Origin of the sequence: Nocardia sp. BMG111209, from assembly GCF_000381925.1 — a bacterium.
Taxonomy (GTDB): Bacteria; Actinomycetota; Actinomycetes; order Mycobacteriales; family Mycobacteriaceae; genus Nocardia.
The window spans coordinates 406,732-428,385 of the sequence record NZ_KB907308.1 but is presented as its reverse complement, the minus strand read 5'-3'; the positions used below and the strand labels follow the sequence as shown (position 1 = coordinate 428,385).

Sequence of the window (21,654 nt, the reverse complement as noted above, 5' to 3'; positions counted from 1 at the left end):
CGCCGCCATCACATGCCCGGGTGGGACACTGGAACGGTTATGACCACCCCCTTGCCGCTCGTCTTCGATGCCCCGCGCCGTGGCATGCCCCCGAGGCATCTCGCCGACCTCGATTCCGACGAGCGACGCAAGGCCGTCGAAGAACTCGGCCTCCCGAAATTCCGCGCCGACCAGATCGCCCGCCAGTACTACGGCCGCCTCCAGTCCGATCCGGCGGCGATGACCGACCTGCCCGCCCCGATCCGCGCGAAAATCGGCGAGTCCCTCTTCCCGCCGCTCCTGACCGAGGTCCGCCACGTGGTCTGCGACGCCGGCACCACCCGCAAGACCCTGTGGCGCGCCGGCGACGGCACCCTGCTCGAATCGGTCCTGATGCGCTACCCCGACCGCAACACCCTCTGCATCTCCAGCCAGGCCGGCTGCGGCATGGCCTGCCCGTTCTGCGCCACCGGCCAGGGCGGCCTGAACCGCAACCTCTCCACCGCGGAGATCGTCGACCAGGTCCGCGCCGCCGCCGCGGCCCTGCGCGACGGCGAAGTCGCCGGCGGCCCCGGCCGCCTGTCCAACATCGTCTTCATGGGCATGGGGGAGCCGCTCGCGAACTACAAGCGCGTGGTGAACGCAGTCCGCCGCATTACCTCCCCGGCCCCCGACGGCCTCGGCATCTCCCAGCGCAACGTGGTCGTCTCCACGGTCGGTCTGGCCCCCGCGATCCGCAAACTCGCCGACGAGGGCCTGTCGGTGACTCTGGCTGTCTCCCTGCACACTCCGGACGACGAGCTGCGAGACACGTTGGTACCGGTCAACAATCGCTGGTCGGTTTCCGAAGTCCTCGATGCCGCAAAGTATTACGCGGACCGGACCGGTCGCCGCATCTCGGTCGAATACGCCCTGATCCGCGATATCAACGACCAGCCTTGGCGCGCGGACATGCTGGGGCAAAAGTTGCACAAGGCGCTGGGCTCCCGCGTCCATGTGAACCTGATCCCGTTGAATCCGACTCCGGGTAGCGAGTGGGACGCGTCGCCGAAACCTGTTGAGCGGGAGTTTGTTCGGCGGGTGGAGGCCCAGGGCGTCCCGTGCACGGTCCGCGACACCCGCGGCCAGGAGATCGCCGCCGCCTGTGGGCAGCTCGCCGCCGACGGGTAGCTCGAGCGGGCATAGGTGGAAACCGTCCACAACCGGTTTCGGCGAGGGCCGCTGACGGCGAAATGCCAACGACTGCACGGTAATATTCACTCAGGCACCGGTCGGGATCTGTATGCGGTGGCCGGGCGGTCTACGAACCGCTCCACGCCCCATCCGGCCTTGGGAACAGGCTTCAGGTCGGATGGTGCATCGGTGGATCGGTCACCATGCGCACAGGCTGTTCGGTCGTTCGGGCAATGGTTCGGTAATCGTTGTCGTCGGCGAGCACGATCAAGCCTTCACGCTCGGCTGTGGCGGCGATAAGGAGGTCGATGGGGCCCGCCGAGCGGTGCTGCCCAGTGGCGGTCAGCATTTCTTGCACTTCCGCTGCGCGTTCGTGAGCTCGCTCGCTCATCGGTACCCATCCGAACAGGGTCCGGAGCAGTCGAAGCTTTTCGATACGGTCTGCCGCAGAGCGCGCCGAGTAGAGGAATTCGAGTTCCACGATCGGGCAGACGGCAATCACACCCGCGGTAATTTCTTCCGACCAAGCGGTGCGGACCTTGTCTTGCAGGATGCGGAACAGGCCCGACGTGTCGATCAGATACAGGGCTGGTGTCACCTGCGGTAGGCCGCCTTGTTGTCGAGGAACTCGGTGAAGTCGCCTGCGTCGGCCATCTCGCCGAGCCGGGCCAACGCGCGCAACCGCTCGAGGCGCTTGCCGACCTCCCGCAGGGCAGCGTTTACTGTGTCCTTCTTGGTCTTCGTCCCGAGCACCTCGGCTGCCGTAGCCAACGCTTGCTCGTCGATCTCGATCGGCGTCTTCACCATGGCCATCGTAACCACCTCCTCGGTGAGGATATCATGGACATCCAACCAAGATATCTGCGATATCCAGACTGTGGTCGTCTCCACGGTCGGCCTGGCCCTCACGATCCGCAGACTGCAGGTCAGGTCGGCGGCGACCGTGGACCGGGACTCCGGGGCGATCAGGTCGATGTCTTCGCTCAGTCGTCCGTCCGGGAGATGTGTTCGGGCCAAGGCGGTTCCGCCGAAAGAAGCGACGGCGTCGGCGTAGTGGGCCTGAGGTGGGCGAGTAGCAACGAGATCAGGTGGTCGCGCTCGACCTGATCCTTCCCGTTGCCGGAGTACACGACCTCGCGTGCGGATTTGCCTGCCAGTGGTAGGTACTCCCATGCCTCCTCGTTCATGATGCGAGCATGGCAGAGGGGTCCGACAAGAAGTCTTCTGCTCGATTGATCCCATGGATGTGCGGGGTGCCGTGCGGGGCACGCGGCCAGGAGATTGCCGCCGCCTGCGGGCAGCTCGCGGCCGAGGGGCGACGTTCAGTGGACAGGTTCGAACCGAGGCCGGCGGTTCGTGATCGGCCGGCCTCGGCTCGGGTGCGGCGGGTTATCCGAAAACCGCCTTGATCGTGATCGAACTTCCGTAGGAAGCCGAGCCGCCGTAGTAGGCGGTCGATGTCGTGCCGGGGGGTGAGGACGGGTCGATTGTTGTTCCCTGCCAATAGGTGTTGGGGGTTTTCGCCGCATCCTGTTTGGTCCAGACCGCGCGGATCTGGGGGAGTACGGTGTCGGGGACGGCGGTGTTGTAGTTGAACTGGTATCCGAGCACCCAGACGGTGTTGCTGGTGTCCACGGCCGTGGTCAGCTGGACGACCTGGTAGCCCGGTTGGGCGTAGGCGTCGACGGTTCCGCTCGCGGGGCCGAGCAGTTTGAATTGCCCGTCCTTGATCTGCGTCGTCCACGACACCGAGGCTTCGGATGTGGCCCACACGAGCGCGAAATCGGCGTTGGTCGCGATCGGATTCGTGAGGGACTCGTCACTCAAGGCGAGGATGATCTGGCCCGAGCGCGACTGCTGGCCGTAGGGCGGCTGATTGCTGCTCTTGACGCCGGTGATGGCGAAGAGGATATCGGTGCCGCCTTTCCACGTGTAGTTCGCGGACAAAGTCAGGACCAGGCGCAGATCGCCGTTGGGGCCCGTATTCGTCGAGAAGGTCCATCCCCCGTAGGAGATGTTCATCGCGGCGACATCGTCGTTGGTGAAATAGGACGGCATGCTGAAGGTCATGGCCGCTCCGGAGCTCAGCGGGATGTCGTCGCCGGTATTGTGCAGTGTCACTTCCAGAGTGGCGGTTTCCTGCACGGCGATGGTCGCGATTCCGGTCGCCTTGTTCACGACGTCCAAGGTCGCTCGTCTGGTTCTGTCCCAGGCCTTCTGGCCGGCGGCGAAGAGGGCGATCAACGCATCCTTGCCCTTGTCCGGCCGATACGGGAATCCGATCCCGAACGGCAATTGTACCGATACGCCGCTGAATTCGAATTCCGTCGCACCCTGCGGCCGCTGGTTGATGTACATGAAACGGATGAACACCACCAGTGCGAATTCCGGGTTCGGAATGTACAGGTCCAGCAGCCATCCGGCGATCGCTCCCGAGACGGGCTTCTCGAACCAGAAACTCAGTTCGAGGCCCGCGCTGGCCGACAGGCCGCCCTTCACGGAGCCGCCCGCCCACGTCCGGGGATGCACCTGGGTGCGGTCCTCGAAATCGAAGACGAGATCGGCGCCGGCGAGCAGGCCGACCACGGCGCTCACCCCGACCGAGACGCCGATGCCGAACCCGCGCAACCCCTGTGGCTGCGATACGGCCAGATCGAATTCACCGCGGTGGAGTATCTGCGCCGCGATCTCGTCGCTGAGCGGGTTGGGTTCCGGACTCTCGAACGACCCTTCCAGCGCCTTCGCGTACGCGACGCCGTCCGGGGAGGCGAGGAATTTCACGGCGTCGTCCACGGCGCGATCCAGCACCGCGCGATGTTTGTGATAGAAATCCGCGCACGCCTCGACGAGTTCGACATTGGTCGGTGTACGGCCGGGGAACAATTCGTCGTTCCCGGCCGGATACCGGCCTTGTTCGTCCAGATCGACGGCCCTCGACAAAGCATCCTCGAATGCCGCGCCGAGATGGGTGGAGTGCGACATGTTTCCTCCCGAAAAGAGACAATGACGCAGACGCCTCGTCGTGTGCAGCGGGTCGTCCGCGTCTGGGTTATGGGCGCTCTCCCGTTCGGGCAGAGCACAATTCGGAATCGCTCCGGCCCCCCGACCGTCCCCAGCTCTCCCGCATTCAGAGTACTACCGCACGATCCGCCGCACGTTCGAATGCGGCGGAGTCACCGAGCATTCACCCGCGCGTTGCTCTCGGCATCCGTCGCTTCACCGTGGACGGGAAAATGGATACCGGTCGGATTCCGGAACTGTTCACCGACTTGGATTTCGGAAACGACGAACACTCGCGCGGGGCCCGCACCGAACCCCGATACCGCGCCCCGGCTCCGGACACGCACACCGAAAAGGGCGCCGCGATGATCGCAGCGCCCTCGAAGGTGATCCGAGCACCGGTCCCGACGCGACCGGTGGCGGCATCGGATGCCGGTGCCGCCACCAGGGTCGGATATGGGTGCCCGCGGGCCGGTCAGCGCACTGCGCGACGACCCGTGACGAGGTTGACCAGGAACAACAGGATGACGGCGCCACCCAGACAGGTCAGGAAGCTGAAGATCAGCCCACCGCCTTCGACGTCGACCCCGAACAGCTTCAGCAGGAAGCCGCCGATCAGGCCGCCGACGACGCCGACGACGATGTTCAAGAAGATGCCCTGCTGCGCATCCGTTTTCATGATCTTGCTGGCGATCCATCCGGCCAAGCCGCCGATGATGATCCAGCCGATGATTCCGAGCCCGAGCACGATATCCTCCTGTCGTCGTGTCCTACCGGCCCTACCGGTACAGCACAGCGATAACCCGTCACGGCGGTGTTAATCGCGCCAATTTCTTTTGCCGCGAACTCCGCCGGACGCCGTGGAAGCTCTCTGGGTCCGATGGTACGCCGGGCCCGGTCCCGGCAACCTCACAGCAGCTCGGGCTCGTGGTCGCCCCGGTGGCCCCCGCCGCCTCGCGGTGGTATGTCTCGGCACATGACACTCCAGCTGTGGCTGATTGCCGTCGTGGCGATCGTCGGCAACCTCACCACCGTCGTCAGCGGGCTGCTCAGCGGCCGGCACACCATGCGGCTGGCGTTACGCATCCGCGACATCGATCGGCGCGACGCCCGGCAGGGCAGATACGAGGACGCCTGTGTGCAGTTCCTGTCCGCCGCGCGGGTACTGCGCTCGCCGCAGGACGGCGAGTCCGTGTCCCAGGAGACGGCGCTGGCGGAACTGCGGCGGGCCGCGACGCGGATCGAACTGTACGGCCCGAAGGCGTCCAGCACGGCGGTGCTCACGGCGCTGGACCGGATCGAGCGGCTGCAGCAATTGCGGGACGGTCAGCCGAGCGGTAAGGAGGTGGCGGAGGCGCAGAGCCGGTGCGACGGGGCACTGGACGCCGCGCGCTCGGTGCTGGCCGTGGATCTCGGCGACGCGAAGTAGCCGATCACGCGTCCGGCAACGTTGCCAGGCAGCTGGCGGCGGGCGGCAGGGTATCGGCCAGGAAGACCGTCTGCGCCATCATCCGATAGCCGGACATCCGTTCGCGGAACACCTCGATCGACTCCTCCGGATGGACGGAGTCGATCACCGCGTGCGGGCCGACGGCGTTGAACTGATGGCTGGTGCCGCGCGGGATCTGCATATCGACGAACGAGCACGGCGGCACGATCAGGTTGTGGCGGATCCGGTGGACGCCGGGCGGGGTGTCGGGCAGGTCGTCGGCGAACACCTCGGGCCGGAACGGGGTCACGCCCTCGACGTGGGTGATCTCGAAGGGGGACAGGCTGCCGACCCGGATCCGGGTGTCCGGTCCGGTCATCATGCGGACGAAGCGCAGCCCGGTGTGCAGATGCATGCGCGAGCAGATGTCGCGCTCGGCGACGTCGTAGAAATCCATCAGATAGCGGTCGGCGACATAGCCGTCGAAGGGCTTCTCGATCATGTAGACGTCGCCCTCCTCGAAGGTCTGGGAGCGCACCACACCGTCCGCGTCGGGGGTGGTCGCGACGTGAGAGGTCTTGGCGCGCTGCACGATCGCCGCGAACGCCTGCACCACGGCCAGTGCCACCCCGGCCGGGAACCGCACCACCGGGGTCACGACGCAGCGGCCCGCGTCGGCGAAACCGCCGACGTCGTGGACCTCGTTCTCGTCGTCGGCCGTGTGCTTGATGCGTGGCTGCGGCATGCGGCGAACTCCTCGCGTCTGGATCGGTGCCGGCCCGATCAGGGGCCGACCTCGAAGGAACGCAACCACAGCTCCAGCGACAGCACCAGCCAGAGCTTGCCGCCCTGCCTGGGCAGCAGTGTGCCGCGGCCCTCCAGCCAGGCGCGGATGGTGTCCTCCCGGAACAGGCCCCGGGCCCGCGCCGATCGCCCCAGCAACAGATCGCGGCCGAGTTCGCGCAACGGTCCGGCGAGCCACTGCTGCACCGGAACTCGCATCCCGCTCTTCGGGCGATCGATGATGGTGGCCGGAAGCAGGTCGCGCACGGCCTGTTTCAGGATCCACTTCTCGCTCGTCCCGGCGAGCTTGTAGCGCGGCGGCACCCGGAAGGAGTAGTCGATCACCGCGCGGTCGAACAGCGGCGACCGGCCCTGCACGCCCGCCGCGGTGGTGATGCGCTCCACCTTCGACAGGATGTGGTGCGCCCCCTTGGTGCGCAGATTCGCGTGCAGCAACTGGTTGAGCAGGCCGCGCATCTGCCCCTGCCGCAGATACGGCGTGAAGACGTCGGTGAGCGGCGGCGCGTCGGCCAGTGCGGCCCGGACCTCCGGACTCAGCAGCACCGGCAGGTCGGCATGACATTTCCGGTAACTGTCCAGATAGGCCTGCGCGCGGGCGCGCGGATCCGGATCGTCCCGGGCCAGTTCGAAGATCAGCATCGGCAGGTTCTTGGGGCCGCCGAACACCGGGTCGCCGCCCTCCCCGTTGAGCACCACCCGGGCGCCGTCGGCGGAAACCGCCTCGGCCAGCATCAGATTCGGCACGGTGAGCGGATCGCCGACCGGGCAGTCCAGCAACCCCATGGTCTCCGCGAGCCGGGCCGCCACCGCCTCGCCGGAGACGGTGAGCACCCGGTGCCGGGTATGACAATGAGCCGCAACGAGTCCCGAGTAGGCGAGTTCGTTCGGCATGGTGTCGCCGAAGCTGATCGAGTAGGTGCGCACCGGATGGTCGTGCAGTTTGGCCGCCAGCGCGGTCACCAGACTCGAGTCGACGCCGCCGGACAACAGCACCCCGACCGGTTCCCCGGCGGGCAGCCGCCGGGCCGTGGCGTCCTCCAGCAATTCCCGCAACCCACGGGCGAATCCGCCGGCCGGTCCGTCCTCCTCGAATTCGCGCGGCTCCCAATAGATCTCCTCCGACGAGGAGCCGTCGGGCCGCAGCCGGACACAGCGGCCCGGCAGCACCTCGTACACGTCGCGCAGCAGGGTGTCCCGGCCCGGCAGATAGGCGAAGCTCAGGAACGATTGCACCGCGGGCAGATTCAGGCCGGTGCGCAGATCCGGCCAGCGGGTGAGCGCGCGCAGCGAGGTCGACGCCGCCCAGGCGCCGCCGGACCGGGCGTGGAAGAGGGTCCGGCCGCCGACATGGTCGCGCACCAGCAGCAGATCCTCGCCGTCGGCGATGGCGAGCGCGAAAATGCCGTCCGCCGCGGCGATTCCGTCGAGTCCGAGGTGGGCGTAGCAGTGCAGCAGCAGTTCGCCGTCGCCGCAATCACGCGGCGGGGCGGCGGCGCCGAGCCGGGTCCGCAACCGGTCGGCGTTGTACAGCGTCACCTCGCCGATCGCCACCAGATCGGCTGCACGGGACGGGTTCCGGGCCCGGAACAGTTCCGCGTGGGCGCCGGCGCCGGGGACCGTGCCCAGCGCGTACCGGCCGGTCACCGCGACCGGCTCACCACCGAGCGCTCGGATCCGGCCGGCCGGATCGTCCGTACCGAGAATCGCACACCAGCGAGACATCCTGCCCCTCAGCCGAAATCGCCGCTGTCGTCGCCGGAGTCGTCGCCCCAGCCGCTGTCGTCGGAACCGCCGTCGGAACTCGACTGCTGACCCGCCGCCTGCCGGCGCAGTTCCTCCTCCTGCTCCGCGGTGAGGACATCCGGCGGCATCGCCATCGCGGTCAGCAGCGCGCCACCGGCCACCGCCGCGAGGATGATGCCGACCCGGCCGCCGAACGAGGACCGGTTGACGGTGAGAACCCCACCGCTCCACAGGGTCCGGCCGTAGCCACCCTCCCGTCCGTACACCACCCGGCCGTCCCGGAAGGTGCGCTTCACCAGCGCCTTGCCCAGCGGCTCGTCGACACCGGCATTGCCCTGACTGTCCTGCCACGACACCGTTCCCGCCGGGGTCCGGTTGCGCCACTCCTCACGGCCGTCGGAGTAGCGCCGGTGCGCGGTGCCGTCGGCGAGCAGTTCATCGGTATAGGTGATCTGCCGGTGCACCGGCATCGTCGGCCCCTCTCCTCCAAGATCTGTCGGCACCGCTCATGCTGTGTCGATCGGGCACGAGTGGGGGGCCTGCGTGGTGACGCTCCGCTGCCGCCTCCGCCCCCTGACCGCTCATGCCGCGGGCCAGGTCAGGAAGCCGCTTTCGCGGGCTCGGCGCCACTCGCCGACCACGGTCCGCGGCGGGCGGCGGATGTCGCGCACGAGCCGGTGCACCGTGCGCAGCAGTGCGGCCGGGCGGACCGCCTCCACCTCGACGAACCGGCCACGCGCCAGCCAGGCGCGCTCCCAGGGATCGAGTTCCGCTGCCACCGGCCGTGATTCGCCACGCCGATGGAAGGCGTGCAGGCGGGCGGCCTGATTCGCGCGCAGGCCCAGCGGCACCAGCCGTACGCCTTCCGGGATATCCGTGAGTTCGGCGACGCGCGCGGGAAAGTCGTGGCCCTCGGCGCCGGCATCGTGCAGCACGTACACCGCGGACCGCTCGACGCGGCCCAGCATGGCCGTCATCCGCGGATCCAGCGGCAGTTCCGCCGCGCTCACCACGGGGCACGCCGATTCCATCGGAACGGCGTTGGCGCGCAACATCTGTGCGACCGAATCGGATTGGCAGACCAGCAGCCGCGGCAGGCCGTAGTCGAACAGATCCGGTTCCGGGGTGTGCCGGCCCGCCGGGCCGGTGCGCGGCGGTTGCGGCGCGAGCAGTCCCGGTACCGCGCCGTACCGCTCCAGCGCCCGGCGAAACACCTCGTAGCGCAACGGAACCGGGAAGGTACGGGTGATCCGGTGCGGCAGCCGGTGTACCGGCAGCGCCACCCGGCATGCCTGGTAGTACAACTGACGTTCGGTGAACCACAACCCGTTCGGCGCACCGGCACGCTCGATCGCGATGCGCAGCAGCCGATCCGGTACCCGGTCCCGCATCACGCCGGCCAGCTGAGGAAGCCGACCGCGCGAGCCCGGCGCCGATCGGGATCGGTCGCCTGCTCGATACGATCGACGGCCTTGTCCACCAACGCCAGCAGCCGGGCCGGCGGCAGCGCCGCGATCGGCGACCAGCAGCCGGCGGCCAGCCAGTCGAACTCCTCCTGCGACAACACGTTTCGCGGCGCCGCGGCCAGTTCCTCCGGTGCCGGCGGCTTGGTCCGCAGGCGCAGCAGGCCGCCCTTGGCGAGTACCGTTCGCGGCGACATCTGGTTCAGCACCGGACGTGGCGCCAGTTGTGCCCGGACCTGGTCGGCGAATCGCAGGGCGGGCAGGCTCGCATCGTGCAACACGATGACCGGAATCGCGGGCGGTACCTGGTCGATTCGCTGTGCCAGCGCCAGATCGTGCCGCTGGGTCGCGTGATTGGCGGCGAGGCAGGTGAGCACGCTGCGCTCCGGGCAGAGCACCGCGAAGCGCGGCCGCGGCACCGGCGGCGGCAGTGCCAGGGATTCGTCCACCGAGCCCGGCGGCGGAAATCTGTAGACACCGGCCCAGCGCTGCGCCACCTCACGCTGAAAAGTCTTGAAGTCCACCGGAATCCGGATCTGCACCGAATCCATGATGCGCTGTCGCCGCACCGAGATCACGATCTGGACCGCCACCACCAGCACCACGACCGCGAGGATGCCGACCGCGGGCGGTACCAGCCGCGAGATCATGGCGAAGAAACCGAGGATCACGATCGGCACGGAAACGCCGAATCGGATACCGGTCACTCGCGATCGGGGATCCGGCAGCTTCTTGCGCCCGGCCGCGTACCAGAGCTGGGTGATCGTATAGGCCAGCCCGCGGCCGTCCCCGAGTTGCTCGGCCAGTTTGTGCAGCCGCACATCGTGCATCCCGAGCGGGCTCTCCTTGGGCTCGAGCGCGAACACCTTCCGGCATTTCGAGCAGCGCCGCCCGGTCCGTTCCTTGCGCAACACATTCTGATGGCAGTGCGGACATATCATGATCCACCCACCCCCGCACCCGCGCCGGGTGTCACATCGATCCGCACCACACCGGCATACCCGATTCGCCGCCGTCGCGCGACCGCTACCGCCGAACTGTCGATGTCGGCCCGGACAACTCTGCGCAACCGGACCGGGCCATGGCATTGTTCTCGTCGGCTGGCGCCGAGACCGGACCGGGTCACGGTACTGCTCGCGTCGGACGGGCGCCGAGACCGGGCCGGTCGCGGCACTGCTCCCGTCGACGGGTGCCGACACCGGGCCGGGTCACGGAACTGCTCGTGTCGGCTGGGCGCCGACACCCGGCCGGTCGCGGCACTGCTCTCGTCAGCTGACGCCGATACCGGGCCGGTCGCGGCACTGCTCTCCTCGGCTGGCGCCGACACCGGGCCGGGTCACGGAACTGCTCGCGTCGGCTGCGGCCCAAACCGGACCGGGTCGCGGTAGTGCTCGTGTCGGACGGCACCGACACCGGACGGCGTAACGGCACTGCCTTCGCAGGCCGGAGACGACGAGGACGATGCCGGTCGGACGCCTCGATCGCCTCGCGACCGGCGTCCGAACCCCGTTGTGCGGCCGAGGTTCCGATATCCGTCGTCCGTGGCCGCCATGGGACCCGTTCCTACGCCCGGGTGTGGTACGCACCTCGAGGTGCCTACTTCCCGATGGAGAGCAACTCTCCCTACGTTGGTGACATGACCGGAACGGAAACCATGCGAGCAGTGATCGCCCGCGGCTACGGCGGCCCCGAGGTGCTGGAGGTGATCGAGGTACCCGTGCCGCGGCCGGGTCCCGGCCAGGTCCTGATCCGGGTGCGGGCTGCGACCGTCAATCCCGTCGACCTCGTCACCCGGTCCGGTGCGCTGGCCGCGGCAGGTCTGATGGCGCCGCGCGCCGTCACCGGCATCGGCTGGGACGTCGCGGGCACGATCGCTGCGACCGGACCGGGCGTGAGCGCATTCTCGGTGGGCGACACCGTGATCGGGCTGCGGGACCTGCTGGACCGCGACCTCGGCTGCTACGCCGACTACGTCGTCCTCGACGCGACCGCGATCGCCGCCTCCGATCTGCCGCCGGTCGATGCGGCCACCCTGCCCCTGAACGGCCTCACCGCACACCAGGCCCTGGACCTGGCGGCCCTCGCCCCGGGCGACACCGTGCTGATCACCGGCGCCGCCGGCGCGGTCGGCGGATTCGCCGTCGAATTCGCGGTCCGCCGCCGCCTGCGGGTCGTGGCCTCGGCATCGACCTCCGACGAGTCGCTGTTGCGCGATCGGGGCGCGACCTGGTTCGTCGACCGCGACATCACGGACCCGGCAACGGAAGTCCGCCGCCTGATCCCCGGCGGTGTGGACGGCGCCGTGGACACCGCGGGCCTCGGCGTGCGCGCGCTGGCCGCGGTCCGCACCCGCGGCTCGTTCGTCACGGTGGTGGGTGGTTCGGCCCCGATCCCGTTGCGCGGCATCCGGGTTCACGAACAATGGATCAGCGCCGACGGCCCGGCACTGACCGCCCTGATCCGCGAGCACCCCACACTCCGGGTCGCGGGCACCCTGCCCCTGGAGCGGGCCCGGGAAGCGCACGAACGCATGTCGGCCGGCGGCCTGCGCGGCCGCCTGGTCCTCGTGCCCTGACTGCGGCCGCGAAACCCCTTGCCGCACAGCGCGGAGCCGTATACCCCGGCGGCGGTCCCGGGGCGAAGCCCTGCCGCGCGGTGTGAAGCCTGTGCCCTGGCGGCGTCTGGAGCGGAACCCTACCGCGCAGTGTCTGGCGGCGGTCCGGCGACGGAACCCTGCCGCGCAGCGCGCGGCCGAGGCCGTGCGTCCCGGCGGCATCCGGGAGCGAAACCCCTCCCACGACTACCCCCTTCGTGGCCGCACGGGGTAGAGCCGGCTCTACCCCGGAACGGATACTGGCGTGATGTCGATGTCCGCTCGCGGCTTCTAGCGTCGAATTCATCGAATTTCTACGAGAAATGGGTGGTTCGGGCGATGACGGGTCGAGCTGAGGCATTGCGTCTGGTGTCGGTATCGAAGCGATACGGCGAGGCGAATCCGGTGGAGGCATTGCGGAATATCTCCCTGGTGTTGAGATCCGGGAGTTTCACCTCGGTGATGGGGCCGTCGGGTTCCGGTAAGAGCACACTGCTCCAGTGCGCGGCCGGACTCGACGAACCGTCCGAGGGGCGGGTCTACGTCGGCGGTGTGGAACTGCCGCGCGGTAACGAGAACGCGGTCACCGAATTCCGCCGGGAGCACATCGGTTTCGTGTTCCAGCAGTACAACCTGATCCCGTATCTGACGGTCACCCAGAATGTGTTGCTGCCGTTGATGTTCGCCGGACGGAAGACCGATCGGAGCGCCTGTGCGGATCTGCTCGATCGTCTCGGGCTGACCGAGACGGCCGATCGCCTGCCGCAGGAGTTGTCCGGCGGGCAGCAGCAGCGGGTCGCCATCGCGCGCGCCCTGCTGGCCCGCCCGGCGGTGTTGTTCGCGGACGAGCCCACGGGCGCACTGGATACCACCAGCGGACGCCGGGTGCTGCTGATGCTGCGCCAGGCCGTCGACACCTTCGAGCAGACCGTGGTCATGGTGACGCACGATCCGGTGGCCGCCGCCTGCGCGGATACCGTCGTATTCCTCGCCGACGGCGCGATCGTCGACACCATGACCCGCCCGACCGCCGAGACGATCGCCGCGCGGATGACCCACCTCGGCGACGCCGCCGCCCGGACGGGAGCTCGCGCATGAACGCCGTCGCACTCGCCTCGCTGCGAAATCGCCTGGGCGCCTTCGCCGCCGCATTCCTCTCGGTATTCCTCGGCGCCGCCATCGTGATGGCCTTCGCCGCCATGCTCGACACCGCGGCGCAGCCCGGGGTGCCGTCGGAGAGCCGGACCACCCTGATCATCGTCGCGAGTGTGGTGGGCGGCTGGGGCACGATCATCGTGGCGGCCGCGGTCGCCGCCGCCCTGGCCGTCACGACGCGGCAGCGCGCCGCCGAACTGGCGTTGCTGCGCAGCGTCGGCGCCACCCCGCGCCAGGTCGTCAAGCTGATCATGCGCGAGAGTTGGCTCGTGGTCGCCGCGGCCGCGGTGGCGGCGCTGCCGATCGGATGCGGCGGCGGATTCGCGCTGCTGGCGATGCTGCGCCACACCCACCAGGTGTCGGCCGAGGTCGGATACCGCTTCGGGCCGGCGGCGATCGGCATCGGAGTCGGTATCGCGATCGTCGCGTCGATGACGGCCACCCGGCTGACCGCGGGCCGCGCCGCGAAACGTGTGGTGCGCGAGGCGCTGTTCGCCGCGACCGCCGGCCCTCGGCGGATGGGCCGGATCCAACTGTGGGCCGGGCTGATCGGGCTCGTCGGGGGACTGTCGTGCGCCGTGGTGACGGCGACCGTCCTCGATGCCGGTGACGCCGAGGCGATGCAATCCGTTGCCGCGGAAGGATGCATCCTCGCCGGAATCGGATTCGCGCTGCTCGCACCGCTACTCGTCGGCGCGGCCGTCACGGTCCTCGCGCCCGCGGTGCGGTTGCTCGGCGGGCAGTCCGGCGCGATCGTCCTCGCCTCGATCCGGCAACGACTACAGCGCGCGGCGACCCCGATGATGCCGGTCGTGGTCGCCACCAGCGTCGCGACCGGTACCCTGTATATGCAGTTGATCACCAATTCGGTTCACACTGCGACGAATCCCGGTGACCGGAGCGTCGAGACCCTGAATTATGTAATGGTGGGTGTGATTTCCATGTTCGCGGCGGTGATGCTGGTCAACCTCGTCGTCGTCACCCTCGCCGATCGGCGCCGGGAGTTCGCGCAGCAGCGGCTGATCGGCGCCACCCCGCGCCGGCTGCTCGGCCTCGTGTGCACGGAATACGGCCTCGTGCTCGGCGTCGGACTGCTGTTCGGCACCATCGGCGCACTGGTCACCATCGTGCCGTTCGGCGCCCGGATCACCCATCGCGCGGTCCCGCCCGTATCGATCGGCGTCTATCTCGCGGTCGTCGCGGTCGTCGCCACGCTGACCATGGTCACCGCGGTGCTGGTGACCCGGCGCGGCAACCGCATTGATCCGATCACGGTCCTGCACGCGCAGGTGGCCTGATGAGCGGGCCCGGCGAGCCGGTCACCGCGCACGGTACCGAGGTGCGTCGGCGGCCGTCCCGCTGGGCCGTGGCGCTGACCGCGCTCACGACTCTGGCGGTGGCGGACGGGATCTTCCAGCTGTGGTTGTGGTATGCCGGTGGCGCCAGGTACTTCTGGCCGCGCTGGGTCTGGTTCGGCTGGGCCATCCTGATTTCGGTGGTGCTCGCGGTGCGCGACGTGGTGCGCGCACCGGCCGGCCGGCGCCGATTCTGGATCGTGCACCGGGATGTGTTCCTGCTGGTGAACGGCATCCAGATCGGCGCGTGGGCCCTGGTCGGCGACGGATTCTTCTGGCCCGCATGGCCGTTGCCGATCATGACCGCATTGCTCGCCGCGCACTGGCGGGTGCTGCGCCGGCTGCCGCCGAGCCGCGAGCAGGAATTGGCCGAGCGGGTCGACGTGCTGACCCGGACCCGCCGCGACGCGCTGGACGTGCGGGCGGCGGAGCTGGAACGCATCGAACGGGATCTGCACGACGGCGCCCAGGCCCGCCTGGTGTCGGTGGCGATGACACTCGGCCTGACCGAGCGCCTGGTCGCGCGCGATCCCGCGGCGGCCGGGGACCTCGTCGCGGAGGCGCGGGCCGGCGCCCTCGCGGCCCTCGAGGACCTGCGCACCGTCATGCGCGGCATCCACCCGCCGGTACTCGGCGACCGCGGCCTGGTCGGAGCCCTCGAGGCGCTGGCCGTGGACCTGTCGGTCGCCACCACCGTGACCGCGGTGCTCCCCGCCCGGCCGCCGGCGCCGCTCGAGTCGGCCCTGTATTTCGCCGTCTCCGAATGCCTCGCCAACGTGGTCAAGCACAGCCGGGCCGACCGCGCCACCGTCACGATCGGTTACGGCGACGGTCTGCTGTCGGTGGTCGTCGGCGACAACGGTGTCGGCGGGGCCCGCTTCGATCGCGGCACCGGACTGCGCGGCGTGGTCCGCCGCCTGGAGGTGTTCGACGGCACCCTCGAATTGCGCAGTCCGCCGGGCGGTCCCACCGATGTGATCATGGAGCTGCCGTGCGCGTTGTGATCGCCGAGGATTCGGTGCTGCTCCGCGACGGCCTGACCAGACTGCTCACCGCGCACGACATCGAGGTCGCGGCCGGGCTGGACGACGCCGCGGGTCTGCCCGAGGCCGTCGAGCGGGAACGCCCCGACCTGGTGATCCTCGATGTCCGGATGCCGCCCACCTTCACCAACGAGGGTCTGGTCGCCGCGATCGAGGCGCGCCGGCGCCGGCCCGGCCTGCCGGTCCTGGTACTCAGCCAATACGTCGAACAGCTCTACGCCCGCGAACTGATGCGTTCCGGTGACGGCGCGCTCGGCTACCTGCTCAAGGACCGGGTCGCGCACATCGACATGTTCCTGGACGCCATCCACCGGGTGGCCGCGGGCGGCACCGTTCTCGACCCGAAGGTCGTCGCCGCGATGGTCGCCCATCGGCACAGCGGACTCGCCCGCCTCACCGACCGCGAACGAGAAGTGTTGTCGCTCATGGCCGAAGGCCGCAACAACGGCGGAATCGCCGCGACCCTGGTACTCAGCCAGCAGGCCGTCAGCAAGCACATCAACAACATCTTCGCGAAACTGGACCTCCCCGCCGACACCGACGGCAACCGCCGCGTCCTGGCCGTACTGGAATACCTTCAGCACGACCAGGATTGACCGCCGGTCAGCGGGAGGGCCCGGTCACCGGTTGCAAGCAGCTGAACGGCGGGTCGACCGCCGAGCAGGGGGTGGTCGGATGGGACAGGACGTAGTCGCCCGGGACGCCGCCCGCGGCGATCAGGTCCCGGTAGGCGGGGACCGCGTCGGTGGGGTGGCGGGTCAGTGCCGGATCGGTGGTGACGTCGACCGTGTAGAGCCCGAAACGCGGTGCGTAACTGCCCCATTCGTAGTTGTCGGTGAGACTCCAGTAGTTGTAGCCGATGACGTTCAGGCCGTCGGCGCGGGCGCGTTGCAGCCAGTAGACCGTGTCGCGCAGATCGTCGGCGCGGGTCCAGCCGTCCTGCCGGGGTTTGCCGTCCAGGGTGGCCATGCCGTTCTCGACGACGAACAGTGGCTTGCCGGGGAATTGGCGGGCGTAGTGCCGCAGCGCGTAGTAGATGCCCTCGGGCTGTAGGGGATCCAGCCACGGCGGATTGTTCAGCGCGGCGGAGCCGGGCGGTTCGCCGTAGTAGTAGTCGATTCCGACGTAGTCGAGCTTGGCGGCGATCCGATCCTCGAAGGCCAGCGCGGTCAGCGTCTCCACCAGTGGGAGATACGACACGTTGCTGGTCACCATCGCGTCCGGCTGCCGGGCGTGGATGTAGTCGTAGATCGAATTGTGCACGGCGATCAGGCGGTCGTACATCGCGGGGATCTGATCCTGGCGCAACTGGCCCTGGCTCACCATCAGCCGCGGGTAGTCGAACGGTTCGTTGATCGTGACCCACAGCGGATCGTCGCCGGCGTAACGGTCCACGACCCGCCGGGCCGAGGCGAGCCAGTCGTCCACCATGCCGGGCTGGGCCCAGCCGCCGCGGTCGGCCTCCCAGCCGGGATACACCCAGTGGTCGAGGGTGATCATCGGCCGCATCCCGGCCGCCCGGATCGCGCCGATCACGTTGTCGTAGAAGGTGAAACCGTCCTCGTCCCACACACCCGGCTGCGGCTGGATGCGCGCCCATTCGACGCTGACCCGGTACACCTTCACGCCGAGATCCTTTGCCAGCGCGATGTCCTCGCGATAGTGGTGGTAGAAGTCCACCGAATCGCGGTAGGCGTCGGGCGCCGTCGCGCCGGCGTGCCGGCGCCAGTTGCTGTCCGGTGCGTAGCCCTCGCTCTGGAAGCCGGAAGAGGCCACGCCCCAGAGGAAGTCACCGCCGAGTGGGGCCGGTGGTGGCGGATCGGCCGAGCCGGTGGCCGGTGCGGCGGCGCACAGCGCCACGATCGAAACCGCCAGTGCCGCAAGCCTGATCCGCGAGCCGTGTCGTCGTCTGTTGCGAGAGTTCATCTTCGATCCCATCCGTCGACTGCCGGTGCGTGTCCGCGTTCCGCGAAAGCGCGTCGGCCGTTGCGATGGTAACGCGCGGTTCTGCCCGGCGAATCGGAACAGATCGGCCGATTCCCGCGTGCGACACGCCGTGGGTTTAGCGGCGACCCGCGCTCGACCGCCACCGTCGCCGTCCGAGCGGACTCGCCAGCGTTTGATACGTCCCATTTACCAGTGAGATCTAGATCACAGTTCTACGATCGGATCCATGCCAGGCCTGCGGAACGGATCAATGATGATCGAGGGCCGGATCGGGCGCGACGCCTCGGCCGGTGCCGGCGTGTGGACGCTCGCTTTTCGGCGCGGACCGGACGACCCGGTCGCCGTCGCCGGCCGCGCTCCGGACGCGGGCCGTTCGCGGCTGGGCGCGCTGTTCGGCCGGGGGCGCACCCCCGGCCCGCGGCACCGGCTCACCTACACCGACGGTTCGGTGGTGCTGGTGGAGCCGCGCGGCGGCGACGCGACCGTGCTGCGCCGCGGCGACGGCGCCGCGATCGGCACCATCCTGCACGGCATCAGCTCCACCGCGGCCGCCGCCACCGGCGGCACCCTCTGCCACTTCGTCCCCCACCCCGCCGAACCCCGCACACCCGACCTGTTCCACCTGCTGGTACTCGACCAGTCGGGCAACGAGTTCGGCCGGGTCCAGGTGATCCGCACGGTCGCCGGCTGGGCGCCCCACCACATCGATCAACTGTGGGACACCCATCTCTGGTGGGATCGCGGCGGCGCGGCCCTACCGGTGCCGATCCTCGGCACCAGGCTGGTGGTCGAACGCCGGGTGGACCGCGACGAACTCGACGCCCTGCTCGGCGCCTGCGTGGACATGGCCCTCGGCCTGCGCCCGTACATCACCGCGATGCGTGGCGAGGATCCGGACCCGGGCCCGGCACCACCGCGAACCCCCCTCGCCTGCACCCACTTACAACCCGGCGCGGACTGAGATACCGCCGCCATCACCGACGTCACCGGCGATGCGACCATCTCGCTGCCGCTGCCGCTGCCGGGTACGGATGTCACACTCCGACCGCGGATTCCGTCCACTACGCAGAACCACCGCGTCCGCGGCGGTTCTGCCGGGAGCCGGAAGGTTCCGGCTCCCTCGAGAGCGGAGAGCGCAATGTCGGTCGCGCCCCGCGCCTACGGCCACGTGGGATTCCCGCTGCTGTATCTGATCCCGGTCGTGATCGCCGCCGCCCTCGGCGCCGCCGCCTGAATCCCGCGGGCGGCACGGACCGCCCGCACCTTCACGAATTCCTCACCCGCCCCCTGGCATCGTCGCGGGCATGGAGGAACGCGCGAACATCGCACATATCTTGCGGCGCACCACCTTCGGGCCGTTACCCGGGGCCGTCGAGTCGAGGCTCGGGCAGGATGCGGATCGGGTGGTGGGGACCGTTCTGGCCGCACCGCCGGTGACGCCCGGGTTGCCGCGGTTCGACGAGGAGTCCGACGACGATACCGCCGGGCCGCTGGCGATCTGGTTGCAGGCGATGCGGCATCCGGCCGCGGGGGTGCACGAGAAGCTGGTCTGGTTCTGGCACGCGCATCTCACCTCCAGTCACGAGAAGGTCGATTCCTGGCAGTTGATGTGGGATCAGCATCTGCTGTTGCGGCGGCACGCGCTGGGCAACTTCCGGACCCTGCTCGACGCGGTCACCGTCGATCCGGCGATGTTGCGCTATCTCGACGGTGACGGCTCGGATGCCAAGGCGCCCAACGAGAATTACGGCCGGGAGCTGATGGAGCTGTTCGCGCTCGGCCACGGCAACTATTCGCAGGCGGAGGTGCGCGCGGCGGCGACCGCGCTGGCGGGCTGGAGCGTCGGTGAGAATCTGGAGGTCCGGTTCGATCGCCAGTCCGCGGCCGTTCTCCCGGGAATGATGTTCGGGCGCTTGGTGTCCGGCGCGCGCGATGTGGTCGACGCGGTATGTGACCATCCGGCCTGCGCGCGGTTCGTGGCCGCGGCGCTGCACCGGTTCTTCCTCGGCACCGATCCGTCGCCGGAGCGGCTCGACGATCTGGCCGCGGTGTTCCGGACCGCGAATCTCGAGATCGCGCCGCTGGTTTCGGCGATCCTGCACGACGATTCGTTCCCGGCGGCCCGTGAGACCCGGCCGCGGTATCCGATCGAATGGGTGGTGGCCGCGCTGTCTGCCTGCGGAATCGACGATGCGGCAACGGCTTACGACACGCTCACCGCTCTCGGGCAGGTGCCGTTCGCGCCGCCCAGTGTCGCGGGGTGGCCGACCGGTCCGCAGTGGCTCGCGCCGAGTTGTGCGGTGGCCCGGTCCGCGCTCGCGGTGCGGGCTCCGGCGCTACCCGAGATCGCCGGCGCCGCGGATCCCGTGGCCGCCGCCTTCGCCCGCGCCGGTCTCTACCGGCCCTCCGCGACAACGACTTCCGCCGCACGTGAACTGCACGTGCGGTTGCGCGATCGGGAGCCGCTGCAGCGGTCCGCGGTCCTGCTCGCGCTGATCCTGGCTTCTCCGGAATTCGCGCTCGCATGAGCGACCGGCGGTCCTACCCGCGTGCTCGGCTGTGCCCCGGGGCCGAGCACGGACCGTCGCCGCTTCTGCCCGATATGTGATGCGCGACCACCAGACGGCCGATCCCTCGACGGCCGGGCGGGCACCGGATTCCGGCGGTGCCCGCCACCCCTCCCCCGGGAGGCGATCCGGACGACACGACAAGCGAAAGGCAGGAACGGCGACCATGAATCGGACGACGGTGCAGCGCCGGAAGGTGCTGCAGGCCGGAGTGCTCGGCGCCACCGGCGTATTCGGCGCGTGTGCGCGCAAGGGCTGGCGGCGGCCGATCCTGCGCCCCGGGCCGGTGGGGCAACGGCGGCTGGTCGTGATCGAAATGGCCGGTGGCTGTGACGGTTTGTCGATGGTGGCGCCGATCGGGGACTCCGATTACCGGCGGCTGCGCCCGAACACCGCGATCCCGGCGGGGCAGCTGCACGCCATCGACCGGAACTGGGGCTACCATCCCGCGCTCACCCGGGTGGCGCAGCAGGGCGCCACGGTGGTCGCGGGCGTCGGCGTCGCCGCGCCGGACCTGTCGCACTTCGAGATGATGAACCGCTGGCAGACCGGGGATCCCGACGGCCGGGTGCGGCCGGACACCGGATTCCTCGGCCGACTCTGCGACGTGCTCGGCGATCCGGGCGCACCCGCCGTCGGCGTCTCGCTGGGGCTCGGCGCGACCCCGGCGCTGGCCTGCAGGCGGGTGACCACCCTGTCGGTGGATCCCGGAAACAACGGCAGATTCCCGGCTTTCGACGAGGACGACGCGCTGACCGAGGTGTGGCTGGCCGCGCACCGGGCCGCCGCGCGCCCGGACGCCGCGGACGGTCCGCTGCTGGCCGCGGCCCGCACCGGCACGGCCACCGCGATGCGTTTCTCGGACGCGGTGGCCGAACTGCCCTCGGAGCAGCAGGGCTATCCCGAATCCGCTCTCGGGGCCCAATTGCAACTGGCCGCACAGCTGTTGGCCGACGAACGGCTCGGACTGCGGATCGTGCACGTCCCGATGGAGGCCGACTTCGACACGCACACCGGACATCCCGATCGGTTCGACGCGCTCATGACCGAATTCGATGCCGCCGTGGGCACATTCCGCGACGACCTGGCCCGCCGCGGTCTCGCCGACCGGGTGCTGATCGCCGCGCACAGCGAATTCGGCCGCCGGGTACCGGAGAACGACGGCTACGGTCTCGATCACGGCGCCGCCGGGACCGCCCTGCTGATGGGCCCCACCGTCGCGGGCCTGGCCGGTGAGCCGCCGTCGCTGCGCCGCCTCGATGCCGACGACAACGTGATCGCCACCGTGCCGATGGCCGAATTCCATGCCACGCTTGCCCAGACGTGGCTCGGTGTGCCGGCGTCGGAGGTGTTGTCCGGTTCGCCACGGCCGATTCCCGGTGTGCTGCCTGTGCTGAAATGAG

At 69.4% G+C, this 21,654-nt stretch carries 21 protein-coding genes; 10 read left to right on the top strand and 11 right to left on the bottom strand.

All coding sequences use genetic code 11. The features are described 5' to 3' along the window. The first annotated feature begins 39 nt into the window (after window positions 1-39). Window positions 40-1,149 (top strand): 23S rRNA (adenine(2503)-C(2))-methyltransferase RlmN, encoded by a 1,110-nt coding sequence (gene rlmN / locus G361_RS0125505; RefSeq protein ID WP_026343503.1) that lies wholly within the window; start codon window positions 40-42, stop codon window positions 1,147-1,149. A gap of 172 nt (window positions 1,150-1,321) precedes the next feature. Here rlmN and G361_RS0125500 read toward each other — a convergent pair whose 3' ends face one another. The 5 genes from G361_RS0125500 to G361_RS0125480 form a co-directional block, all read right to left on the bottom strand. Next, the gene (locus G361_RS0125500) at window positions 1,322-1,750 is read right to left on the bottom strand and encodes a PIN domain nuclease (protein WP_019929951.1); all 429 of its coding nucleotides are present in this window, start codon (window positions 1,748-1,750) and stop codon (window positions 1,322-1,324) included. Further along, window positions 1,747-1,965 carry a type II toxin-antitoxin system VapB family antitoxin gene (locus tag G361_RS0125495; RefSeq protein ID WP_231387147.1) on the bottom strand — a complete coding sequence of 73 codons (219 nt, stop codon included), beginning with the start codon at window positions 1,963-1,965 and terminating at the stop codon, window positions 1,747-1,749. The genes G361_RS0125500 and G361_RS0125495 overlap by 4 nt, the downstream gene beginning before the upstream one ends. Before the next feature lie 170 nt (window positions 1,966-2,135). Next, on the bottom strand, window positions 2,136-2,339 hold the full coding sequence (locus tag G361_RS49710) for a hypothetical protein (protein ID WP_155981777.1): 204 nt from the start codon (window positions 2,337-2,339) through the stop codon (window positions 2,136-2,138). Between the two features lie 202 nt (window positions 2,340-2,541). Then, window positions 2,542-4,134, bottom strand: a complete 1,593-nt coding sequence (locus G361_RS0125490) for a hypothetical protein (RefSeq protein WP_019929949.1) — start codon at window positions 4,132-4,134, stop codon at window positions 2,542-2,544. 493 nt (window positions 4,135-4,627) lie between these two features. Next, on the bottom strand, window positions 4,628-4,900 hold the full coding sequence (locus G361_RS0125480) for a GlsB/YeaQ/YmgE family stress response membrane protein (protein WP_019929947.1): 273 nt from the start codon (window positions 4,898-4,900) through the stop codon (window positions 4,628-4,630). A 228-nt stretch (window positions 4,901-5,128) separates the two neighbouring features. Between G361_RS0125480 and G361_RS0125475 the strand changes: the two genes are divergently transcribed. Next, window positions 5,129-5,581 (top strand): hypothetical protein, encoded by a 453-nt coding sequence (locus G361_RS0125475; protein ID WP_019929946.1) that lies wholly within the window; start codon window positions 5,129-5,131, stop codon window positions 5,579-5,581. A gap of 4 nt (window positions 5,582-5,585) precedes the next feature. Here the strand turns inward: G361_RS0125475 and G361_RS0125470 are convergent, their stop codons facing one another. The 5 genes from G361_RS0125470 to G361_RS0125450 form a co-directional block, all read right to left on the bottom strand. Then, window positions 5,586-6,326, bottom strand: a complete 741-nt coding sequence (locus tag G361_RS0125470; protein ID WP_019929945.1) for a hypothetical protein — start codon at window positions 6,324-6,326, stop codon at window positions 5,586-5,588. A gap of 38 nt (window positions 6,327-6,364) precedes the next feature. Continuing rightward, complete coding sequence (locus G361_RS0125465; RefSeq protein ID WP_019929944.1) at window positions 6,365-8,107, bottom strand: asparagine synthetase B; 1,743 nt, start codon at window positions 8,105-8,107, stop codon at window positions 6,365-6,367. Window positions 8,108-8,115: 8 nt separating this feature from the next. After that, window positions 8,116-8,598 carry a hypothetical protein gene (locus G361_RS0125460; RefSeq protein ID WP_019929943.1) on the bottom strand — a complete coding sequence of 161 codons (483 nt, stop codon included), beginning with the start codon at window positions 8,596-8,598 and terminating at the stop codon, window positions 8,116-8,118. Between the two features lie 111 nt (window positions 8,599-8,709). After that, on the bottom strand, window positions 8,710-9,519 hold the full coding sequence (locus tag G361_RS0125455; RefSeq protein ID WP_019929942.1) for a hypothetical protein: 810 nt from the start codon (window positions 9,517-9,519) through the stop codon (window positions 8,710-8,712). Continuing rightward, complete coding sequence (locus tag G361_RS0125450; protein WP_019929941.1) at window positions 9,519-10,505, bottom strand: hypothetical protein; 987 nt, start codon at window positions 10,503-10,505, stop codon at window positions 9,519-9,521. Before G361_RS0125450 ends, G361_RS0125455 begins: the two co-directional genes overlap by 1 nt. A 722-nt stretch (window positions 10,506-11,227) precedes the next feature. On the opposite strand from G361_RS0125450, the gene G361_RS0125445 reads away from it, so the two are divergent. The 5 genes from G361_RS0125445 (at window position 11,228) to G361_RS0125425 (ending at window position 16,333) form a co-directional block, all read left to right on the top strand. Then, complete coding sequence (locus G361_RS0125445) at window positions 11,228-12,166, top strand: NADP-dependent oxidoreductase (protein ID WP_231387096.1); 939 nt, start codon at window positions 11,228-11,230, stop codon at window positions 12,164-12,166. Between the two features lie 357 nt (window positions 12,167-12,523). After that, a complete protein-coding gene (locus tag G361_RS0125440; protein ID WP_026343500.1) occupies window positions 12,524-13,282 on the top strand; it encodes an ABC transporter ATP-binding protein in 759 nt (252 codons plus the stop codon). Then, window positions 13,279-14,637, top strand: a complete 1,359-nt coding sequence (locus G361_RS44865) for an FtsX-like permease family protein (protein ID WP_019929938.1) — start codon at window positions 13,279-13,281, stop codon at window positions 14,635-14,637. Before G361_RS0125440 ends, G361_RS44865 begins: the two co-directional genes overlap by 4 nt. Continuing rightward, window positions 14,637-15,698: a sensor histidine kinase gene (locus G361_RS0125430; RefSeq protein ID WP_019929937.1), complete on the top strand. Its 1,062-nt coding sequence runs from the start codon at window positions 14,637-14,639 to the stop codon at window positions 15,696-15,698. Before G361_RS44865 ends, G361_RS0125430 begins: the two co-directional genes overlap by 1 nt. After that, window positions 15,686-16,333 (top strand): response regulator transcription factor, encoded by a 648-nt coding sequence (locus G361_RS0125425; RefSeq protein WP_026343499.1) that lies wholly within the window; start codon window positions 15,686-15,688, stop codon window positions 16,331-16,333. Before G361_RS0125430 ends, G361_RS0125425 begins: the two co-directional genes overlap by 13 nt. A gap of 7 nt (window positions 16,334-16,340) precedes the next feature. Here G361_RS0125425 and G361_RS0125420 read toward each other — a convergent pair whose 3' ends face one another. Then, window positions 16,341-17,663 (bottom strand): family 1 glycosylhydrolase, encoded by a 1,323-nt coding sequence (locus tag G361_RS0125420; RefSeq protein WP_026343498.1) that lies wholly within the window; start codon window positions 17,661-17,663, stop codon window positions 16,341-16,343. Window positions 17,664-17,910: 247 nt separating this feature from the next. Between G361_RS0125420 and G361_RS0125415 the strand changes: the two genes are divergently transcribed. The 3 genes from G361_RS0125415 (at window position 17,911) to G361_RS0125400 (ending at window position 21,653) form a co-directional block, all read left to right on the top strand. Further along, window positions 17,911-18,645, top strand: a complete 735-nt coding sequence (locus G361_RS0125415) for a hypothetical protein (protein ID WP_155981776.1) — start codon at window positions 17,911-17,913, stop codon at window positions 18,643-18,645. Window positions 18,646-18,988: 343 nt separating this feature from the next. Next, complete coding sequence (locus G361_RS47245) at window positions 18,989-20,212, top strand: DUF1800 family protein (RefSeq protein ID WP_019929932.1); 1,224 nt, start codon at window positions 18,989-18,991, stop codon at window positions 20,210-20,212. A 205-nt stretch (window positions 20,213-20,417) separates the two neighbouring features. Further along, the gene (locus tag G361_RS0125400; RefSeq protein WP_019929931.1) at window positions 20,418-21,653 is read left to right on the top strand and encodes a DUF1501 domain-containing protein; all 1,236 of its coding nucleotides are present in this window, start codon (window positions 20,418-20,420) and stop codon (window positions 21,651-21,653) included. The last annotated feature ends 1 nt before the right edge of the window (window position 21,654 follow it).

Excerpts from the sequence above, each read along its gene's own strand:
- rlmN (WP_026343503.1), top strand. The coding sequence starts at position 40 with ATGACCACCCCCTTGCCGCTCGTCTTCGATGCCCCGCGCCGTGGCATG.
- G361_RS0125495 (WP_231387147.1), bottom strand. The coding sequence starts at position 1,965 with ATGGCCATGGTGAAGACGCCGATCGAGATCGACGAGCAAGCGTTGGCT.
- G361_RS49710 (WP_155981777.1), bottom strand. The coding sequence starts at position 2,339 with ATGAACGAGGAGGCATGGGAGTACCTACCACTGGCAGGCAAATCCGCA.
- G361_RS0125490 (WP_019929949.1), bottom strand. The coding sequence starts at position 4,134 with ATGTCGCACTCCACCCATCTCGGCGCGGCATTCGAGGATGCTTTGTCG.
- G361_RS0125475 (WP_019929946.1), top strand. The coding sequence starts at position 5,129 with ATGACACTCCAGCTGTGGCTGATTGCCGTCGTGGCGATCGTCGGCAAC.
- G361_RS0125470 (WP_019929945.1), bottom strand. The coding sequence starts at position 6,326 with ATGCCGCAGCCACGCATCAAGCACACGGCCGACGACGAGAACGAGGTC.
- G361_RS0125465 (WP_019929944.1), bottom strand. The coding sequence starts at position 8,107 with ATGTCTCGCTGGTGTGCGATTCTCGGTACGGACGATCCGGCCGGCCGG.
- G361_RS0125460 (WP_019929943.1), bottom strand. The coding sequence starts at position 8,598 with ATGCCGGTGCACCGGCAGATCACCTATACCGATGAACTGCTCGCCGAC.
- G361_RS0125455 (WP_019929942.1), bottom strand. The coding sequence starts at position 9,519 with ATGCGGGACCGGGTACCGGATCGGCTGCTGCGCATCGCGATCGAGCGT.
- G361_RS0125445 (WP_231387096.1), top strand. The coding sequence starts at position 11,228 with ATGACCGGAACGGAAACCATGCGAGCAGTGATCGCCCGCGGCTACGGC.
- G361_RS0125440 (WP_026343500.1), top strand. The coding sequence starts at position 12,524 with ATGACGGGTCGAGCTGAGGCATTGCGTCTGGTGTCGGTATCGAAGCGA.
- G361_RS44865 (WP_019929938.1), top strand. The coding sequence starts at position 13,279 with ATGAACGCCGTCGCACTCGCCTCGCTGCGAAATCGCCTGGGCGCCTTC.
- G361_RS0125430 (WP_019929937.1), top strand. The coding sequence starts at position 14,637 with ATGAGCGGGCCCGGCGAGCCGGTCACCGCGCACGGTACCGAGGTGCGT.
- G361_RS0125420 (WP_026343498.1), bottom strand. The coding sequence starts at position 17,663 with ATGAACTCTCGCAACAGACGACGACACGGCTCGCGGATCAGGCTTGCG.
- G361_RS0125415 (WP_155981776.1), top strand. The coding sequence starts at position 17,911 with ATGCCAGGCCTGCGGAACGGATCAATGATGATCGAGGGCCGGATCGGG.
- G361_RS47245 (WP_019929932.1), top strand. The coding sequence starts at position 18,989 with ATGGAGGAACGCGCGAACATCGCACATATCTTGCGGCGCACCACCTTC.
- G361_RS0125400 (WP_019929931.1), top strand. The coding sequence starts at position 20,418 with ATGAATCGGACGACGGTGCAGCGCCGGAAGGTGCTGCAGGCCGGAGTG.